We start from the raw sequence: 16,344 nt of genomic DNA on the forward strand, positions 1-16,344 counted from the left end.
GAGAATAGGTACTGGGCTGAAGGTCTCTTCGGTCATCCAGGACCATGTGGACGCAACCGTCGCCGGCAAGGCCGGCGCCGGAGAAACCATGCCAAAGCGTGCCGCCGCCGTTGCCTCCTTGCTGCCGCCGTGCAGGGCGGCGAACTGAGCACGGGCATGGTAGGCGCACGAGCACACTAGCAGGACAACCATTCGTCAAACTCGAGAAAGAAGAACTAGCCAACGCGCGGTCGGTCTGCGGACACCTGTCCTGTGGCATTTCGGGTTTGTTCGATCGATCCCCCTCTGAAAAACATGGCGATCTATCTTTGCGTACTTGTGGATTGTGGAGACTTAAATGCTAGAAGGGACGATCGGACCAATCCCTTGCCATCTCAAATCTCACGGTGCGCGGCCGCGGCAACCCGGCAAGTTCGTCGCATCGCGATGGATCACGACTACCGCTCTAGCGCAGGCAAAATGCGAGAGCCGATCTGCCGCGCAGGTATTTGCATGTAAATCCGTGAGTATCAATTGGCCGCTTTCCTTTGCGGCGTTTCTGACCGTAGTAGGAATGGGCGGAACGACGTCTGCGTACGCCGCCGATGCGGCCATACTGAGTAACAACAACGGATCGGTCGCTTCGCCGTCGTTGCAGGTCCAAACAGATGCACCGGTTGACCCCAAATCTCTCGGCATAAAGGGATTGAACATCGGTCTCCCGGGCCCCACAGATACCATTGATCCGGACCTTGGGGGCGCTCGATCTGAGCTTGCGAAAGCCGGCATTGGCTACATAGGCATGAGTCTAAATAACTTTTACGATAATACTTTGCCTCATGCTTTCGCGCCCACGCACGCTCAACAACTATACAATGGGCAGAATTTCACTGCGAGCTCCCAAAATTTCATGTTCGTCACATACGATCTCAGTCGATTCGGGATTCCTGATGGTCAGATCGTTGTCGCCGCTGGGGAGAGCGACTACACATGGAATGCCGGTGGCCCCAGCCGATTCGGACTCACCATGGCGACCTACTATCAGACGTTCCTAAATCGGACCTTCGAGTTGAAACTGGGTTATATCGACAACGCGTGGGAATTCGTCGGTGCTAACGTTGGCGGAAGCTTGGCCTCAAGCGTGTTCGGGCCAGCAGGGAGTATCATTTACCAGGGAGGGCAGAATAATGCGAACGTACCTACCCCAGGTGTGATCTTCAAATACAATATTGATGACCATTTCTATGATAAGGCGACTGCGCAGCGCTCCGTAAGTCCTGACGGCCAAGTTGCTGAAGTCAAGGCAAATCTGAATGCTGTGGATTGGACGGTACCGAACGCTGGCGTCCTTTACCTCAACGAATTTGGCTACAAACGTGACGCGGCGCCATTCGCGCCTCAAATGTGGGTACGGGCCGGCGCTGCGTACAACACGAGCAATTACAACAATAAGGAGATTCCCGGAACCAGAACGGAAGGAAATAGCTTCTCCTACCTTCTGGTCGATCGCCAACTTTGGCAGAATGTTCCCGTTCAAGGGTCCGCCGGCCGTGGCATCTACGCCGGGTTTTCCGTGATGTACGCGCCGCCCGAGCTCAACACCATCAGCCTGTATTATGAGGGCCGGTTGTACGGCAAGGGCTTACTCAATAGCCGCCCAGACGACATGATCTCCTTGGTCCTGACGGATACGGTCTTTAGCAAATACTTGGTCGAGCAAGCGCTGCTCAACAACAAGCTAGCTCACACAGACAGTAAGGCAATAACGCTTAGCTACAGTGCTCATCTTGCACGAGGTGTCTATGGGAGCTTGGGCTTGAGCTATGTAGATCACCCTACCAGCGTTACCTATACTCCGACAACTGGCAACGCTCTGAACGCGGTGGTCGGATTGAACGTCTTTTGGTAGCTGTTCGGTTGCCGCGGTTGTAGGATTGCAATTTCCGGCGCGGAAATCTGGCATGAACAGTGTGAGCCTGTTTCTAAGATTGCGCTTGCTGTTGATGACGCTTAGGCCGCCAGGCGCGGTCTCCGGTCCAGCTCGTAAGCGCTCATCTCGACTCCGAGTGAGTGGAGTAGCTCGAAGCTACGTGTCGTCGCGAAGAGAAAACATATCCTCCCGCTCGAGATACCCACTCATCCTTCCCGCCGTGCAGCGCGCCAGAAAGTGAGCTGCGTCTGCGACGCCGCGCCTCGCTCTCGGGACCATGCGCAGCCGACCGCCAAACCCGTGGGTCAGACCTCGATAGTGGACCAGCTCGAAGGGCGTGTCCGATTTCTTGAGTCGGTCGGCGAGCATGAAATTGTCATCGCGTAGGACATCCAACTCAGCTACGCCGAGCCAGATCGGCGGGAGGTTGTTCAAGGACATCGCACGAAGCGGCGATCCGTAAGGGTCAGTCGGCGGCGCCTTTAGCCATGCGAAGTAGTCTTTGCATCGCGCCTTGGAGAGACCATAACGACCGTCGCCAAAGGCCACACGGCTGTGCGCCACCTCCCACAGATCGCCTCCCCACTGATAGGCACCATAAAAGAGCGCCATGCCGAGTGCGGCCTTCTTCTCTCGATCCCGGCGGCGCAAGCTGACTCCGAGTGCTAGAATGGCTCCTGCTGACGCGCCTGAGAGCAGGAAGTCGCGCGACTTGAGCAGCGGGTCGCCGGCCGCGCACCAGTCCAGGACCGCGTCCACATCCTCAAGCGCCGCAGGCCAAGGACTTTCCGGTGCTAGGCGATAGGAGAGGTTCAGCACCGCCATGCCGCTGGTCGCCGCGAGCGCCCGCGCTGTTACGTCGGCGCTATAGGCCGTTCCGCGAGCAAATCCACCGCCGTGGAGAAAGACGATGACGGGCGTGGGCTCCTGTGTCGGCTCATAGAGTATCGCGCCAAGCTGCCCTTCGGCCCCCGGCACTTCGACTTCCTGGACTCGCGCAATTTCCGGGCCACCATCGTTCCAGAACTGAGCTAGCCTTGCTTGTTGTTCGCGATCAGAGGCTATCGTCGATGGCTTGCCGCCATCGGCTTCAACCAGGTTGGCGTGCATTTCGAGCGCACGTGCCATGTGAGGATCCAGTGAAGGATCTGTTAACATCGACGAACTCCTTTTCAGTTAGATCCAATCACTATGTGTGCCTCAATCCGAATAAGGAGGACTTCGAGGCGAGCGAAGAGGATCGTTGTGTAGACTGGGCTGGAGATCGAAAGTTCATTGTTGGTTGCGCCAGGCAAACTGGTAACCGTAAGAGTTTTCTCTCAGAGCCGATTTTCGGTTAGATACGGCGCACGTTACCGGTCGGATCAATCGTGATCCAATCTCCTGCGTGCAGAACGATCGATTGCGGAACGATTTCACCTCTTGCTTTGGCTTCAGAGAGGCAGTTTTGGAATTCAGTAACCAACGGATCATCGGGATCCGTATAATGGCAAGGCAACACCGTCTTGAGTCCGAGCCACTGTGCGGCCAAGATGCCTTCACGCGGCGAAAGATCTGTTGTTAGTTTTCGGCCAGGCCGAGAATCAGAAATGCCGGTGGGATTGGCAATGCCAAGAGATCCGATTGTAGGCCGGTACAACTCACCCTGCAGTCGCATGTCGGAAAACAATGATGTGTCTCCCGGATGGTACCAACGGATTTCGTCTTCAAGTTCAACAATGAATGCTAGCGGGATACCGGAAACAAAAGAACCATCTAGCATCATTGTACCTGAGCAATGTCGGCACTCCACTGTCTGTACTTTAAACCCACCGACCTCAAGACGCATTCCCCAGGCGGTCGGCCTTATCTGAGATGCAGGAATATTCATCGCCTTGAGATAGGCTTGGACTTCGACCCCGCACACGACCGGAGCTCCTGTCCGCTTGGCTATGGTGTGCGTATCGCCAAGGTGATCACCCGCGGCATGAGTGACCAAAATGAGGTCGACGCGATCAAACGCTTCGACTGTGACTGAGCACGCAGGATTCCCGGAAAAAAACGGGTCAAGTAAAATGCGTCGGCCGTCCGGGGCAATGATTTCATAGGCAGCAACACCGTGAAAACGGATCTTGTAGAGAGTGTCAGTCATGAAGGTTAGCCTTCTAGCAGTGATTATTGCGTTCGGCCGCGCGGTGCGAGTTTCTCGACAGCCTTTAAGACGTAAGAAGGTCCCGAAGTTGACGTTATGACCTAACCTTTAAGGGAGCGATTCGGGAGTTTGCGAGAGTCCGGTTTGAACGGTCTGGTTAGTCGCGAGGCTGAGAAGACGAACATGCAGTGGCGTTTTTCTCGTGATCACTTCATTTAGGTAGGAGTCCGCGGACGATTTCGGTCATCTGCGGCATGACTTGCTCGGGCGTGCGTCGAAGCGTTACAACTTCCTGAAGCATTCCTTGAATTAGTTCAGTGATCCTGAGTGAGTTGTCGCCTGGGAAAGAACGCCATTCGCCAACCTTTGCCGAAGCACGTATGGATGCGTTCCGTGGGTCGTCCAGGGTGGCCGTGCGTTCCAGCTGCGCTATGGCAAGGCTGTTACCCGGCAGATAGCCGGTTGATTCGGCGATAGCTTGCTGCGCGGCAGGGCTCGCCATGTACTTCATGAATGTCCAGGCGGCCTTCTGCCGTTCGGGATCTTGCGCAAGCATCATCATGCAGTTGCCGCCGGCCGACAGCCGCCCATTGTCGGCCATCGGCAACGCCATGGTGCGAACCTCAAACTTCGCCTGCCTCATCAGGTTTTTCAGGAATCCACTCGAAGTTACGATCACGCCGACCGTTCCAGCGGAGAACGCCTGGTAGGCCTGATCGCGCGGCATGTCGATTTGACCGGCCTTGCCGAAGTCGCGGATGATGTCCAGCGCTCGTCGACCTTCCGAACCATTGAAGGCGATCGCCCGATTGTCCGGCGACATCATCCGCCCCCCTTGGCTCTCGACTAGTGAAAGAAAGGTCCAGTTGCCGGCAGACGCGTAGTCGAAAAAGCCGCCGATGCGATTGCCGCCCAATGCCGTGATCCTTGCGGCTAGAGCCGTTATCTTCTCCCATGTCTGCGGAAGGTGGTCGGGGTCGCCGCCGGCCTGACGCACAAGATCAGCGTTGTAATAGAGGATGGGCACGGAGATAATGAACGGCAAACCGTAGATTTTGTCGTTGTGCCGGCAAAGCTCGTCGGAATTCGTGCGGTAGCTATCGTGGGCCCACTCTTGGTCGGCATTGAGGAAGGGCGACAGCGGCATGGCGAGACCACGCTCAACGGTCAATTCTGAATGGTTAAAGCCTTGGAAAATGACGTCAGGCATCGTTTTGGAAATGCGGTCGCGCAATAGGTGTTGCATTAGGTCATCATAATTGACCACCGGCGGACGCAGTTTCAGATCGATCTCCGGATGATCCGCCTTGAATGCGTCCATGAGCTGAGATTGCCCCGCAAGGGGCACGGAAAGGACTTCGATGGTTATTGCATGCGCCTCACCGGACAGGGCGATGGCAAACAGGCACAATGAGAGCGATGATCGTCGTTTGAACACCGTTGGGATCTCCAATTGGCCGAATAATCGCGAGTGCGATAGCGCCTCGGCAGCATCGGCGATAGCGGCAACCGCCTGTAAGATCGGGCGGGTGCAGGTGGCAAAGTTGTGGATCGAAACCATTGAAGTTGACGGCTTCGGGCCTTTAGGGCAGTTGCCCGTCGCGACCCAGGACAAAGACGCAATCGCCGCGACCGGTTCGCGCAGGGATCCGGCGGCAAAGCACAATGCCCCCGGTTTTGGCGACGACTGGCTCTGGTTCTCGCCAGGGAGTGGTCGTAAAGTGAATCCTGCCAACGATCTGCTCGGCAGCAACTTCGTCCCCGAGACCAACAAGCGGCTCGAACAGACCCCGCTCACTTGTGTCGGCATAGACATACTGGCGGGCGGGTACGCGGTGCAGCAGGCGACATTCTGATGGTGCGCGATCTGTCAGGACACGAGTTGTAACGCCGACGTGATGGAGCAGACGCACAAGTCCGTGTTGGGCCATTTCCACGGCGGAGTGCGAAACGGTGCCGCCAGCACCTAACTCGGTCGACAGATGTTGGACACCCTGACGCCGGCAGGCGCCGATCAATGCTCCATCACCACCGGTCGAATGCTCGACGACCATGCCGATCGGCATGCCAAAGACACGTAGCAGGGATACGGCGCCTTCAAGCCGATCCGGCTGGGGCGGTCGCGCAATTACGGCGCACGGCAAATACTCCAGGCTAAGGCTGCCCGAGTGAAGGTCAAACGCGTAGTCAACGCGCGGAAGGAGTTCACTCTCGATGAGGTGGGCGATCATCGACGTTGGACCGCCCTCCGCGTCGCCCGGGAACTGGCGGTTGAGGTTGCCGTCGTCGAGCGGCGAAATGCGGCGATCGGCTCGAACAGCAGGAGCATTTGCCGCCGGAAGGATGATGAGCCGTCCGCGTATGTCCTCAGTACGCAAGGTGCGGATCAGGTTCATTAGAATGATCTGCCCCTCGTACTCATTGCCGTGGTTGCCGGCCATCAGCAAGACGCCCGGCCCTTCACCGTTGCGAATTGTCACGATGGGGATCGGCTCATAGTTATAGCCTACATCGTCGCCGGAGCGATCATAAACCGCGAGTGGCAGTCTAAGGTATCCAACCTGTTTGCCGACCGCGTCGAAATCAAGCTCAGTCCAGATCCTGGAAGCTTGCCTTGATAACTCTGTCATAGCTCGTGTTTCCTTATGCACAGTAGACTTTGGCAATCGCGTCGAGCCCGCGCGCGAAAGCTGTCCGGTCGCGCGGCGTGCCCATGCCGAAGCGGATGGCGTTGGGCGGCGGTATGTCGCCCATGGCGTAGGTGCTGCTCGCGCTGACCTCTACGCCCAGTGACCGCACCTCCGCGACGAACTTACCCGCCGGACGACTGTTGGGCAGTGAGAGCCAAACATGCAGACAGTCCAGCCGGGTGCGGATGTCGGCGCCGGAAAGGCGTTCGGCGACGACTGCCTGTCGCTCGCGTGTCTCCGCCCGGACCGCGTCAATGATCCGGTCGGCGTGGCCGGTCTCGATCAGCGTCGACACGACGCTGCCGCTCATCGGCGCGCACATCCAGTAAGTAGCGCGCACCCCGGGCCAGAATCGCTCGGCCGCCGCCGCCGCGCTCGGCGCAACGACATAGGCGACCTTCAGTGCCGCCGCCATGGACTTGGCGGTGCCGAGGACGTACCAGGAGAGCTCCGGCGCGAAGGTTGATAGCGGCGCTGGCAAATCCCGGGGCAGCAGACTGTAGATGTCGTCTTCGATGATGGCGACGCCGTAGCGGCGACAGATTTCGGCGATGGCCCGACGCCGCTCGATGCTCATGATGCCGGTGGTCGGGTTCTGCAGCGTTGGCATGGCGTAATAGGCCGCCGGGCGATCGGCGCGGCAGACCGCCTCGAAGGCGTCGGGCAGAGCGCCCTCATCGTCCATCGGCACCGGCGAGAGGCTGAAGCCGAGATGGTCGGCGAACGAACGTAGCGTCGGATAGCTTAGCGACTCCAGCGCCAGTCGTCCGCCCCTGCCGACGAGGCCGGCGAGCAGCATCAAGAGGATGCTCTGCGTGCCGTTGGCGACGACGATTCGGTCAGGCGCTGGCATCTCCGGCAAACGGTGGGCCACAAAGCGGGCGCCCGCGCCGCGTTCGCTACCGCGGAATTGGTGCGCGCCGATGAGGTCGTTCGGCTCGAAGTCGGCGAGCACCCGCTGGACCGCAACTCGGTAGGCGTCGTCAAAGACCTGCGGAACCTTCGGCGGCAGATTGCCACTCATGTTGAGGAGGACGGCGTTCGATTGAAGCGAGGTGGTCATGGTTATCTTCCGGGTAGAATAGGCTGCCGCTCAGGCCTTGAGCGGCTTGCGGGTATGCTCGGCCATGTCGGCGAGATCGGCGTCGGGTTTCGTCAGATGCGCAACCATCTGCAAAGTTGCATCAACCATCATCTTGATAATCTGACTGTGTTGTCGGTCAGGAGCGAAATCGGGATGGTGGAGGTGGATTAGGCGAAAAGTTCATTAAGCATCTTCTGGTCGGAGCGGAATGGGTTGCTGATCTTCGATGTCGCCTTGCTGGCGGCAGCGGTGTGCGCCTGGCAAGGCCGCCAAACCGACGCCCGCGATAAGGGCATCTCTGCGCGTTAGGGGCATCGGTATCTCCCGGTTATTTTACGGCTCCCCCGGTTATTCCTTCTACGAACCACTTCTGCGCGGCAAGGAACGCGATGACGAGGGGCAGCACGACGAGAGTGGATGCGGCCATCAGGGGGCCGTAGTCGTTGCCGGCCTCCTCGTTCTTGAAGGCCATGATGCCGAGCGGCGGCGGCATCAGCGACTGGTCGCGCACCGCGATGAGCGGCCAGAAAAGATCGTTCCAGTGACCGACGACCGAGAAGATCGAGAAGGCGATGACGGCCGGCAGCGCCATCGGCACCATGATCTTCCAGACGATCGCGATTTCGGAGAGGCCGTCGAGCCGCGCGGCATGGACCACATCATCAGGAATAGTCTTGAAGAACTGCCGGAAGAGGAAGATGCCGAAAGGCGAGACCACGTAGGGAAAGATGAGCGCCGCATAGGTGTTGAGGATGCCGAGCTGATAACCGAGGATGAAGAGTGGCAGTGAGAGGACCTGGTGCGGCAGCAGCAGGCCAATGAGCACCATGCCAAAGAGCAGGTCGCGTCCGGGAAACCGAAGCTTGGCGAGCGCATAGGCGCAAGGGGCGCAAATGAGGATCTGTAGCGCCAGGATCAGAGCACAGACGATCAGGCCATTGCCCATATAGCGCGGCAGCGGCACTTCGGTCAGCGCCTTCGTATAGTTCTCGACGCCATAAAATTGCGAAGGCCAGAAGGAGAAGGACGCGCGGAAGATCTCCCCCGGCGGCTTGATCGACAGCGACACCATCCAGACGAAGGGGACAAGAATGAGCGCGCCGGTGGTGAGCAGAACCGCATGGCGAATGATGACAGACGGCTGCAACAAGCTGTTGGGGTGCATGTTGGCGCTCATTGGTAATGCACCTTCCTATCCATGAGCCTGGCTTGAACGAGGGTGAGGGTCACGACGATGACGAGAAAGACGACGGCAACGGCGGCGCCATATCCGGTGCGCAGATACTCAAAGCTCTCGCGGTAGAGGGTGTAGAGCAGCACTTCGGAAGCGTGGCCGGGACCGCCTTGGGTAAGAACTTTCACGGTGTCGAAAGACTCGAATGCCCTCAGCGCCACGACGATGACGACGAACATCGATACTGGCCCGAGCAGCGGCAGTGTGACGGTGCGCAACCGGTCGAGCCAAAGGTCAGCACCGTCGACATCGGCAGCATCGTAGAGATCCTGCGGGATGCTCTTCAGGCCGGCCAGGAACAGCACCATGGCGTAACCGAGATTCTGCCAGATCCCAATGACGGCCAGCACCGGGAGGGCCGTATTCTCGTCGCGCAGCCAGTTGGCGGTCGGCAGGCCGATCGCCGAGAGCGTCTGGTTGACGAGGCCGATCGTGGGATGCAGCAGTGCCTCCCAGCCGATCGCCATGGCCGTGAGCGTCGCCATGAAGGGGAGGAAATGGATGGCGCGGTAAAAGGAGCGGTAGGACTTTCCGCTCTCGATCAGAAGCGCGATCAGAAGACCGAGGATGAGAGTGCCCGGCACGACGATCAGAACGTAGATCACGGTGTTGAGGAGCGAGGTTCTAAACCCGTTGTCGGCAAAGAGCTCGCGGAAGTTGGCGAGGCCGACAAAGGAGAGTGTCGGTGCGCCGAACTGCCAGTCAGTGAGCGCGATGACGAAGACGCCGATCACAGGCATGAAGAACAGGACGAGCAGAGAGCAGACTGCCGGACCGGCCAGCGTCCAGGCCGCTAGCGCTTCCGTGAAGGCGCGCCTGTGGACCAGGGACGGCTCGTCGGAGGCGACCGAAAGAGCAAGAGGCCCGCTCATCGGGCGATCTCCCGGATCGGCGTGACCGATGCGTGGCCGGATTCAACGTCCCGGCGCAAACGCCGCCCGTCACGGGCAAAGAGAAGCACGCGGTCCGGCCTGACGCCGACATGCAAGGTCTGGCCGGGGATGATATGAGGCGCCCGTTCGGCCAGCAGCCTTGCGATCAACGGATGATCGATGCCCGCCAGATCAAGATGGACGAAGAGATCGGAGCCCATATGCTCGATCATGCGCACGGAACCGGTCAGTGCACCCTGCCCGCCGTGGTCGGCGAGATGAAAAGCCTCCGGGCGAATGCCGAGGGTGAGATGCGCGCCGGCGAGTGCATCGGCCTCGATCGGAAGCGTCGATCCGGCGACATCGATCAGGCCGCGTTCGCGCACCACGCCTTCGAGCATATTGATTTTGGGCGAACCGATGAATTCGGCGACGCGCCGGTCGTCGGGATCGGCATAGATGTCCTGCGGCGGAGCGACCTGCAACAACTCGCCGTCGAGCATCACCGCCACGCGGTCCGACAGCGTCATGGCCTCGGCCTGGTCATGAGTGACATAGACGAAGGTGACCCCGAGCCGCTGGTGCAGTTCCTTGATCTCGGCGCGCATCTGTACACGGAGCTTGGCGTCGAGGTTGGACAGCGGCTCATCCATCAGGAAAACAGCCGGATGGCGCACCATCGCCCGGCCGACCGCCACGCGCTGGCGCTGGCCGCCGGAGAGCTGCCCCGGTTTGCGGGCCAGGAGGTGGCCGATGCCAAGGGACTTGGCCGTACGGGTGACTTCCGCGTCGATCTCGGCAGCGATCCGCGCCGTTCCCGGCAGCAGGCGGCCCAGAAGAGGAAGCCTCTGGAAGATCGAGAGACGGCGCATTCGAAGCGGCAGGCCCATGTTGGAGGCAACCGTCATGTGGGGATAGAGCGCGTAGGACTGGAACACCATCGCTACGTCCCGGCGCTTCGGCCTGAGCTTGTCGACCGCCCGCTCGCCGATCGAGAGCGAACCTGCATCCTGCACCTCGAGACCTGCGAGGATACGCAGCAGCGTCGACTTCCCACACCCCGATGGTCCCAACAGCGTCAGGAACTCGCCATCCGCTATCGACAGCGAAACACCACGCAAGACGGACGTGGCCCCGTAATTCTTATTGATGCCGTCAATCGATACGGATGCCATCGCCCTCACCTCCACATCGTCATGAAACCCTTGCGGAGCACGGCACTGAGATCATCCATCTCGTCTGGACGTGTACGCTGGCGTGCCAGACCTTAGAAACTCGTACTGCTACAGTCGGATGACGCTCATCGAATAATTCGATATGTACATCCGCAGATGCGATGACGTGTTCCGCTTTTGGGGAGAATGACGGAAAGTAATTGCATTCGGTGAGTGCGGTGCGCACTTTGGTGGAAATGTCTCGCGGACCTGGCGTGACGCGGGTGGCAAAGGCTTCGGTATCGCCCGGAGTTTCGGCCAGCCATCCTCGCTGCCGAGAAAACTATCTCGAGTCAAAGCTCACCGATCGGGGCAGCCGAACAGCGAATCGACCGACTTCGGTCGGCCTCGCTAAGCGAGCACAGCGATCCGGTCTACTGCGGAGCGCATGCATCGGCGCGACAAAACGGAAGCGAACCGCATTGTCGTGCGCACCTCTCTCACAATGTTTTTCTAGACGCACTCGTTGCTCACGGCTTCGACCGCTGGATGGCGCGCCTGCAAGAAGGGCATGTCGCCGCGACGGGCGCAAAGTATCGTAATTCTCGATGCTTTCATTTGAAAATGCGATACTCTGATTGGTTAACCCGTCGAGGAGCGAGTAGAGGTCGTCGGGAATTTTTGCTTTGAACTTCGCAGGTATTCTATCTTGTCTCTCGTTGCAGAACGGCTCAATGTCGTCCGTCCCTCCGAAACCAAGGCCATGACCGCCCGCGCCTCCGAACTGAAAGATCAGGGCGCCGATGTGATCACGCTCAGCCAGGGCGAACCGGATTTCGACACGCCGTCTGCTGTCTGCGAAGCCGGTATCCGGGCGATCCGCGATGGGCGGACGAAATACACCGCGGTCGCCGGTATCAAGCCGCTGCGCAAAGTGATCCGCGAGAGCTTCCGCCGCGATCACGGGCTCGACTACGACATCGACCAAATTACGGTCGGCTGTGGGGCCAAGCAGGTCGTATTCAACGCACTGTTCGCCACCCTCGACCCGGGCGAGGAGGTGGTGATCCCGACACCCTGCTGGGTCTCCTATCCCGATATGGTGGCGCTTGCTGGCGGCAAGCCGGTTCTCGTCGCCTGCGATGAATTCCATGGCTTCAAGCTACGCCCCGAGGCGCTCGAAGCTGCCATCACGCCGCGCACCAAGTGGCTCATGCTGAACTCGCCGTCCAACCCGACCGGTGCGGTGTACAGCCGAGGCGAATTGCTCGCGCTCGCTGCGGTGTTGCGCCGCCATGGCCATGTCCATGTGCTCTCCGACGATATTTATGAAAAGCTCACCTACAACGCCGGCTTTGCTAGCATGGCGGCGGTCGCGCCGGACCTCTACGAGCGCACGCTGACGGTCAACGGCGTGTCCAAGGCCGACGCGATGACTGGCTGGCGCGTCGGTTATGGCGCGGGGCCTCTGGCGCTGATCAAGGCCATGAACCTCATCCAGGGCCAGACCTCCTCGCACACCAGTTCGATTTCCCAATACGCCGCCATCGAGGCGCTGTCCGGCGGGCGGAAGCATATCCAGGAATTCGCGAGCGCCTTTCTGCAGCGCCGCGACCTCGTCGTTGCCAAGCTGAACCAGGCCACGGGGCTTTCATGTCGCGTGCCGGACGGCGCCTTCTACGTTTTTCCCTCTTGCGCGGGTGTTATCGGCAAGCGCACACCGGGCGGCAAGGTGATCGAAACCGACACCGATTTTGCCATGTACCTGCTCGACGCATTCGCCGTAGCCGTCGTGCCCGGAAGCGGATTTATGGCCTCGCCCTATATCCGCATTTCCTACGCCTCATCGCTCGAGGACCTCACCCGCGCCTGCGACCGCATCATCGCCGCCTGCGCAGCCCTGTCCTGAAAGATCTCCAAATGTCCCCTGCCAAACGCCTTCGCGCTCGCATGGCCCAGACCAGCCTTGTCCACATCATGGCCGCCCACAGCCCGCTTTCGGCGATCCTCGCCGAAGAAGCCGAATTCGATGGCCTGTGGGCCTCCGGCTTCGAGTTGTCGGCGCTTTACGGCCTGCCGGACATGAGCCTGATCTCGATGACCCAGCATCTCGACATGCTGCGGGCGATCGCCGGACGCACGACGCTGCCGATCGTCGCCGATATCGATACCGGCTACGGCAACGCAATCAATGTCATCCATGCGATCGGCGAATACGAGCGGGCCGGTGCGAGCGCCGTCGTCATTGAAGACAAGACCTTTCCGAAAGTGACGAGCCTTGTTGCCGGTGGGCGCCAGGAACTGCTGCGCGTTGAGGAGTTCAAGGGCAAAATCGCAGCCGCCGTCACGACAAGACAGGATCCGGATTTTCTCGTGATTGCCCGCACCGAAGCGCTGATCGCAGGCCTCGGCGAAACCGAAGCCCTGCAGCGTGCGCAAGCCTATGTGGAGGCTGGCGCCGACATGATCTTGATCCATTCGAAAAAGACGGATCCTTCCGAGATCGAAAGCTTTTCACGCGCCTGGACCCGATCGGTGCCGCTGGCGATCGTGCCGAACGCCTACCCAGAACTCAATGCCGAGCGTGTCAAGGCACTCGGCAATATTCGCATGACGATCTACGGCAATTACGGGATCCGCGCTGCTGCAACTGGCATGCAGGAGACCTTCCGCCGGATCATCGCCGATGGCGGCGTCCAGAACGTTCACAAGGACATTCTGCCGGTGGAGGACATTTTTAGACTTCAGAGGATGGACGAGATTAAATCAGCCGAATCTCGCTTCCTTTGCTGAGCCGTTCCAGCCCGCGCCGCGAATGGCGAGGTTTTCAACGCGATAGGCCATTACGCCGTTCATTTTGGCTTAGGCCGTTTTTGCGCGCGATATATCGTTCATAAGCAGTAATCCGGCGATAACCATCGAATAATGTGCTGGGAACTTTCATTTTGTCGTGGCCTGCTGCCAGTAAGAACTGGCGACAATTTTCTGGAATAGAAGATGGCCACCGAAGACAATGAAGTGCCCCTCAACGCGATCCGCGTGTTCGTGACGATCGCGCGAGAAGGAAGCGTCACGCGCGCGGCTCACGCATTGGGAATGACCCAGAGCTCCGTCAGCCGCTATCTGGCCGTGCTGCAGGACCATCTGGGCACAGACCTCATGCAACGACGCGGCAAGCGGAGCGAATTGACGGAATTCGGACGGCTCTTTGCGAACACAGTCGCCGAGCCGCTAGACACCGTGTGCTTCACCGCTAAGAGAATGCGCCGGCGGGATCGACCAGACGTCAATCGGCTTGTGGTCCGCACGTCGCTTTCGACCTTCGCGTACTCTCTTCTGATTCCGAATCTCCAGGCATTCTCCGCTGAAATGAGCGGCGTCATCGTGGATGTGATCAGCTCACTGTCGCTGCCGATATCCTCCGACGATTTCGACATCCTGATTACACGCGATCTTTCCATCGTCGAACCGGCCGACGATTGGGAAATCTACAACGAGCAACTGGTCTGTGTGGGCTCTCCAAGTCACGTCGATGGTAAGGGCCTCTCGATTGTTCGCGTAATGCCGATTCTGAATATCACATCCAGGCCCGACATACTGCCCACATGGCTGCGGGCGATGAACCTGACCACTAAAGACATAAGCTCGGGGGCGCGTTATGATCACAATTACCTGGCTCTGCCAGCGGTTATGACGGGAAAATGCCTTCTGGTGGCGCCCGAAATCATTGTCAGCGATCTGGTGCGCGGGGGCGCACTACATGTGATACCAGGATCACGTGCTCCCAGCGGCATGCACTATCGGGCCTATGCCGTCGACCGCTGTGACAATCCCGAACTCGCTCGTGCGTTTTGCCGTTGGCTAGTCCGCCTTTGTAAAAAAGCCACCCTTCCGGAAGCCGCTTGATATCGCATGAGGTCTCCAGATGGTCATCTCCAATCCGACTTATTGGACGGCTGAAGAGCTGATTGCGCCACCAATCACGAGCTCGCCGCGCCCAAGGCCCATCGACCGCTGGACTCTGATCTAGCTAGTCTAATCAGGTTTCGCAAAAGCGTGACGGAGCGCGCCGCTCCGACACGCGAATGGGACGAAGCCGGATCGCCGCGCAACGCGCAGGAAACGCTTCGGCGCGTGTATAGCCCGCGAGCGCGCGAGCGCTTCAGTCACGATGACGCAACATCGCCGGACTGGCGCAACGCGCAACGCCTCGTGTAATCGCGAAGGCCAAAACGCAGGAAGCGCGCATGCTCTCATCCTTGTCGGACTGATCTCCGGCGCTCAGATGCGGATTTTCGAGCACGGTGGAAACTCCCTCGTTGGCGCAAGGCAAACCAAATAGGTGCGCCGGTTGTTGGCGCCTAGCTCGACGTGAGCGCGACAGCTCCGGCTATACCCGGATCAGCGCGTAACTTCGGACGGCGTGTCTCAAAGCATCCGCCCTGATCGATAGTTAGATTCACGATCTCGCATCGGGCAACAGACATCGAATCATTTGATGAAACGCCCTGGTTTTGCGATGGATGACATCCGCCCTCGTTGGGCTCGGGCTACAATCTGAGCGCGTCTTGCAGCATGGCAGCGGCCGATGACGTAAGCCCGATGCAGGTCCGTGAGACGCCTTGAGCGGCGACCCTCTCACAGTAACAGGGGAGCGCTTAGAGCTTCGCAAATGCATCAAATCTCTCAAGCATTTGTGCGTAGTCGGTCGATCATGAGCAGCGCATTGATCTCGACTGGACCCATCTTTCGCAATCCCGAATGTGAGCCTGTGCTGAGCATGCAAAGCCGGGGGACCCGCGGTGGGTCATCTGGCTGAGCTCGGCCGCTGGCGGACCGTCCCACACAACTAAAAATCGTCACAATCAATGCGCACAGCTTCGTTACCTTCGATCAATTTGGTAAGTGTGCGATGGATGATCCAGGCTCGCGACTGTCTATCGAAGCACCTCGAATTCCGAACCTTGATCCTCGGCAACTTCGCTATGCTGTTATAGCCGCGGACTTCGGAAGTCTCCGACAGGCGACTGACGTACCTCTTGTCAAGCAAACGACGCTTAGCCGCTCGATACGACAGTTCGAGCATCTCGTGGGTATTGCGATTTTTGAGCGGTCGAACGCTGGCATTCGTCGACAGCCGCAAGTCGTACTTTTTCCGTGTCACGCGGTTCATACTCGAAAACATGGAGGTCTCTCAGCGCCAGAAATCTGCGTGCGCCATGCTTGAATTCAGGCAACGATTCCCAAATCGACCTGACTACGGCTGAGCG

The 16,344-nt window shown here is 59.1% G+C and carries 13 protein-coding genes; 5 read left to right on the forward strand and 8 right to left on the reverse strand.

What is annotated here, in order from left to right; translation table 11 throughout:
• Positions 1 to 502 precede the first annotated feature (502 nt).
• Positions 503 to 1,888 carry a carbohydrate porin gene (locus ABIB66_RS40065; RefSeq protein ID WP_354259116.1) on the forward strand — a complete coding sequence of 462 codons (1,386 nt, stop codon included), beginning with the start codon at positions 503 to 505 and terminating at the stop codon, positions 1,886 to 1,888.
• Between the two features lie 177 nt (positions 1,889 to 2,065).
• Here ABIB66_RS40065 and ABIB66_RS40070 read toward each other — a convergent pair whose 3' ends face one another.
• From ABIB66_RS40070 to ABIB66_RS40105, 8 genes are all read right to left on the reverse strand, one after another.
• A complete protein-coding gene (locus ABIB66_RS40070) occupies positions 2,066 to 3,037 on the reverse strand; it encodes an alpha/beta hydrolase (RefSeq protein ID WP_354259119.1) in 972 nt (323 codons plus the stop codon).
• Between the two features lie 208 nt (positions 3,038 to 3,245).
• Positions 3,246 to 4,040 carry a metal-dependent hydrolase gene (locus ABIB66_RS40075; protein WP_354259122.1) on the reverse strand — a complete coding sequence of 265 codons (795 nt, stop codon included), beginning with the start codon at positions 4,038 to 4,040 and terminating at the stop codon, positions 3,246 to 3,248.
• Between the two features lie 211 nt (positions 4,041 to 4,251).
• Complete coding sequence (locus ABIB66_RS40080; RefSeq protein ID WP_354259125.1) at positions 4,252 to 5,601, reverse strand: ABC transporter substrate-binding protein; 1,350 nt, start codon at positions 5,599 to 5,601, stop codon at positions 4,252 to 4,254.
• Positions 5,602 to 5,623: 22 nt separating this feature from the next.
• Positions 5,624 to 6,670 (reverse strand): succinylglutamate desuccinylase/aspartoacylase family protein, encoded by a 1,047-nt coding sequence (locus ABIB66_RS40085; RefSeq protein ID WP_354259127.1) that lies wholly within the window; start codon positions 6,668 to 6,670, stop codon positions 5,624 to 5,626.
• A 13-nt stretch (positions 6,671 to 6,683) separates the two neighbouring features.
• Positions 6,684 to 7,793 (reverse strand): aminotransferase-like domain-containing protein, encoded by a 1,110-nt coding sequence (locus ABIB66_RS40090; protein ID WP_354259130.1) that lies wholly within the window; start codon positions 7,791 to 7,793, stop codon positions 6,684 to 6,686.
• 349 nt (positions 7,794 to 8,142) lie between these two features.
• The gene (locus ABIB66_RS40095; RefSeq protein ID WP_354259133.1) at positions 8,143 to 8,991 is read right to left on the reverse strand and encodes a carbohydrate ABC transporter permease; all 849 of its coding nucleotides are present in this window, start codon (positions 8,989 to 8,991) and stop codon (positions 8,143 to 8,145) included.
• Complete coding sequence (locus ABIB66_RS40100; RefSeq protein WP_354259136.1) at positions 8,988 to 9,920, reverse strand: carbohydrate ABC transporter permease; 933 nt, start codon at positions 9,918 to 9,920, stop codon at positions 8,988 to 8,990. Before ABIB66_RS40100 ends, ABIB66_RS40095 begins: the two co-directional genes overlap by 4 nt.
• Positions 9,917 to 11,095, reverse strand: coding sequence for an ABC transporter ATP-binding protein (locus ABIB66_RS40105; RefSeq protein ID WP_354259249.1), 1,179 nt, complete (start codon positions 11,093 to 11,095; stop codon positions 9,917 to 9,919). Before ABIB66_RS40105 ends, ABIB66_RS40100 begins: the two co-directional genes overlap by 4 nt.
• Positions 11,096 to 11,783: 688 nt before the next feature.
• Between ABIB66_RS40105 and ABIB66_RS40110 the strand changes: the two genes are divergently transcribed.
• The 4 genes from ABIB66_RS40110 (at position 11,784) to ABIB66_RS40125 (ending at position 16,301) form a co-directional block, all read left to right on the forward strand.
• Positions 11,784 to 12,983: a pyridoxal phosphate-dependent aminotransferase gene (locus tag ABIB66_RS40110; protein WP_354259139.1), complete on the forward strand. Its 1,200-nt coding sequence runs from the start codon at positions 11,784 to 11,786 to the stop codon at positions 12,981 to 12,983.
• A 41-nt stretch (positions 12,984 to 13,024) separates the two neighbouring features.
• Entirely contained in the window at positions 13,025 to 13,867 is an 843-nt protein-coding gene (locus ABIB66_RS40115) for an isocitrate lyase/phosphoenolpyruvate mutase family protein (protein ID WP_354259252.1), read from the forward strand.
• Between the two features lie 204 nt (positions 13,868 to 14,071).
• On the forward strand, positions 14,072 to 14,980 hold the full coding sequence (locus ABIB66_RS40120) for a LysR family transcriptional regulator (protein ID WP_354259142.1): 909 nt from the start codon (positions 14,072 to 14,074) through the stop codon (positions 14,978 to 14,980).
• Positions 14,981 to 15,986: 1,006 nt separating this feature from the next.
• Entirely contained in the window at positions 15,987 to 16,301 is a 315-nt protein-coding gene (locus ABIB66_RS40125) for a helix-turn-helix domain-containing protein (protein WP_354259144.1), read from the forward strand.
• The last annotated feature ends 43 nt before the right edge of the window (positions 16,302 to 16,344 follow it).

Origin of the sequence: Bradyrhizobium sp. F1.13.3 (genome assembly GCF_040548265.1) — a bacterium.
Taxonomy (GTDB): Bacteria; Pseudomonadota; Alphaproteobacteria; order Rhizobiales; family Xanthobacteraceae; genus Bradyrhizobium.

What these genes read in the sequence shown, in the direction of transcription:
- ABIB66_RS40070 (WP_354259119.1), bottom strand. Translation starts at nt 3,037, where the DNA reads ATGGCACGTGCGCTCGAAATGCACGCCAACCTGGTTGAAGCCGATGGC.
- ABIB66_RS40075 (WP_354259122.1), bottom strand. Translation starts at nt 4,040, where the DNA reads ATGACTGACACTCTCTACAAGATCCGTTTTCACGGTGTTGCTGCCTAT.
- ABIB66_RS40080 (WP_354259125.1), bottom strand. Translation starts at nt 5,601, where the DNA reads ATGGTTTCGATCCACAACTTTGCCACCTGCACCCGCCCGATCTTACAG.
- ABIB66_RS40085 (WP_354259127.1), bottom strand. Translation starts at nt 6,670, where the DNA reads ATGACAGAGTTATCAAGGCAAGCTTCCAGGATCTGGACTGAGCTTGAT.
- ABIB66_RS40090 (WP_354259130.1), bottom strand. Translation starts at nt 7,793, where the DNA reads ATGACCACCTCGCTTCAATCGAACGCCGTCCTCCTCAACATGAGTGGC.
- ABIB66_RS40095 (WP_354259133.1), bottom strand. Translation starts at nt 8,991, where the DNA reads ATGAGCGCCAACATGCACCCCAACAGCTTGTTGCAGCCGTCTGTCATC.
- ABIB66_RS40100 (WP_354259136.1), bottom strand. Translation starts at nt 9,920, where the DNA reads ATGAGCGGGCCTCTTGCTCTTTCGGTCGCCTCCGACGAGCCGTCCCTG.
- ABIB66_RS40105 (WP_354259249.1), bottom strand. Translation starts at nt 11,095, where the DNA reads ATGGCATCCGTATCGATTGACGGCATCAATAAGAATTACGGGGCCACG.
- ABIB66_RS40115 (WP_354259252.1), top strand. Translation starts at nt 13,025, where the DNA reads ATGGCCCAGACCAGCCTTGTCCACATCATGGCCGCCCACAGCCCGCTT.
- ABIB66_RS40120 (WP_354259142.1), top strand. Translation starts at nt 14,072, where the DNA reads ATGGCCACCGAAGACAATGAAGTGCCCCTCAACGCGATCCGCGTGTTC.
- ABIB66_RS40125 (WP_354259144.1), top strand. Translation starts at nt 15,987, where the DNA reads ATGGATGATCCAGGCTCGCGACTGTCTATCGAAGCACCTCGAATTCCG.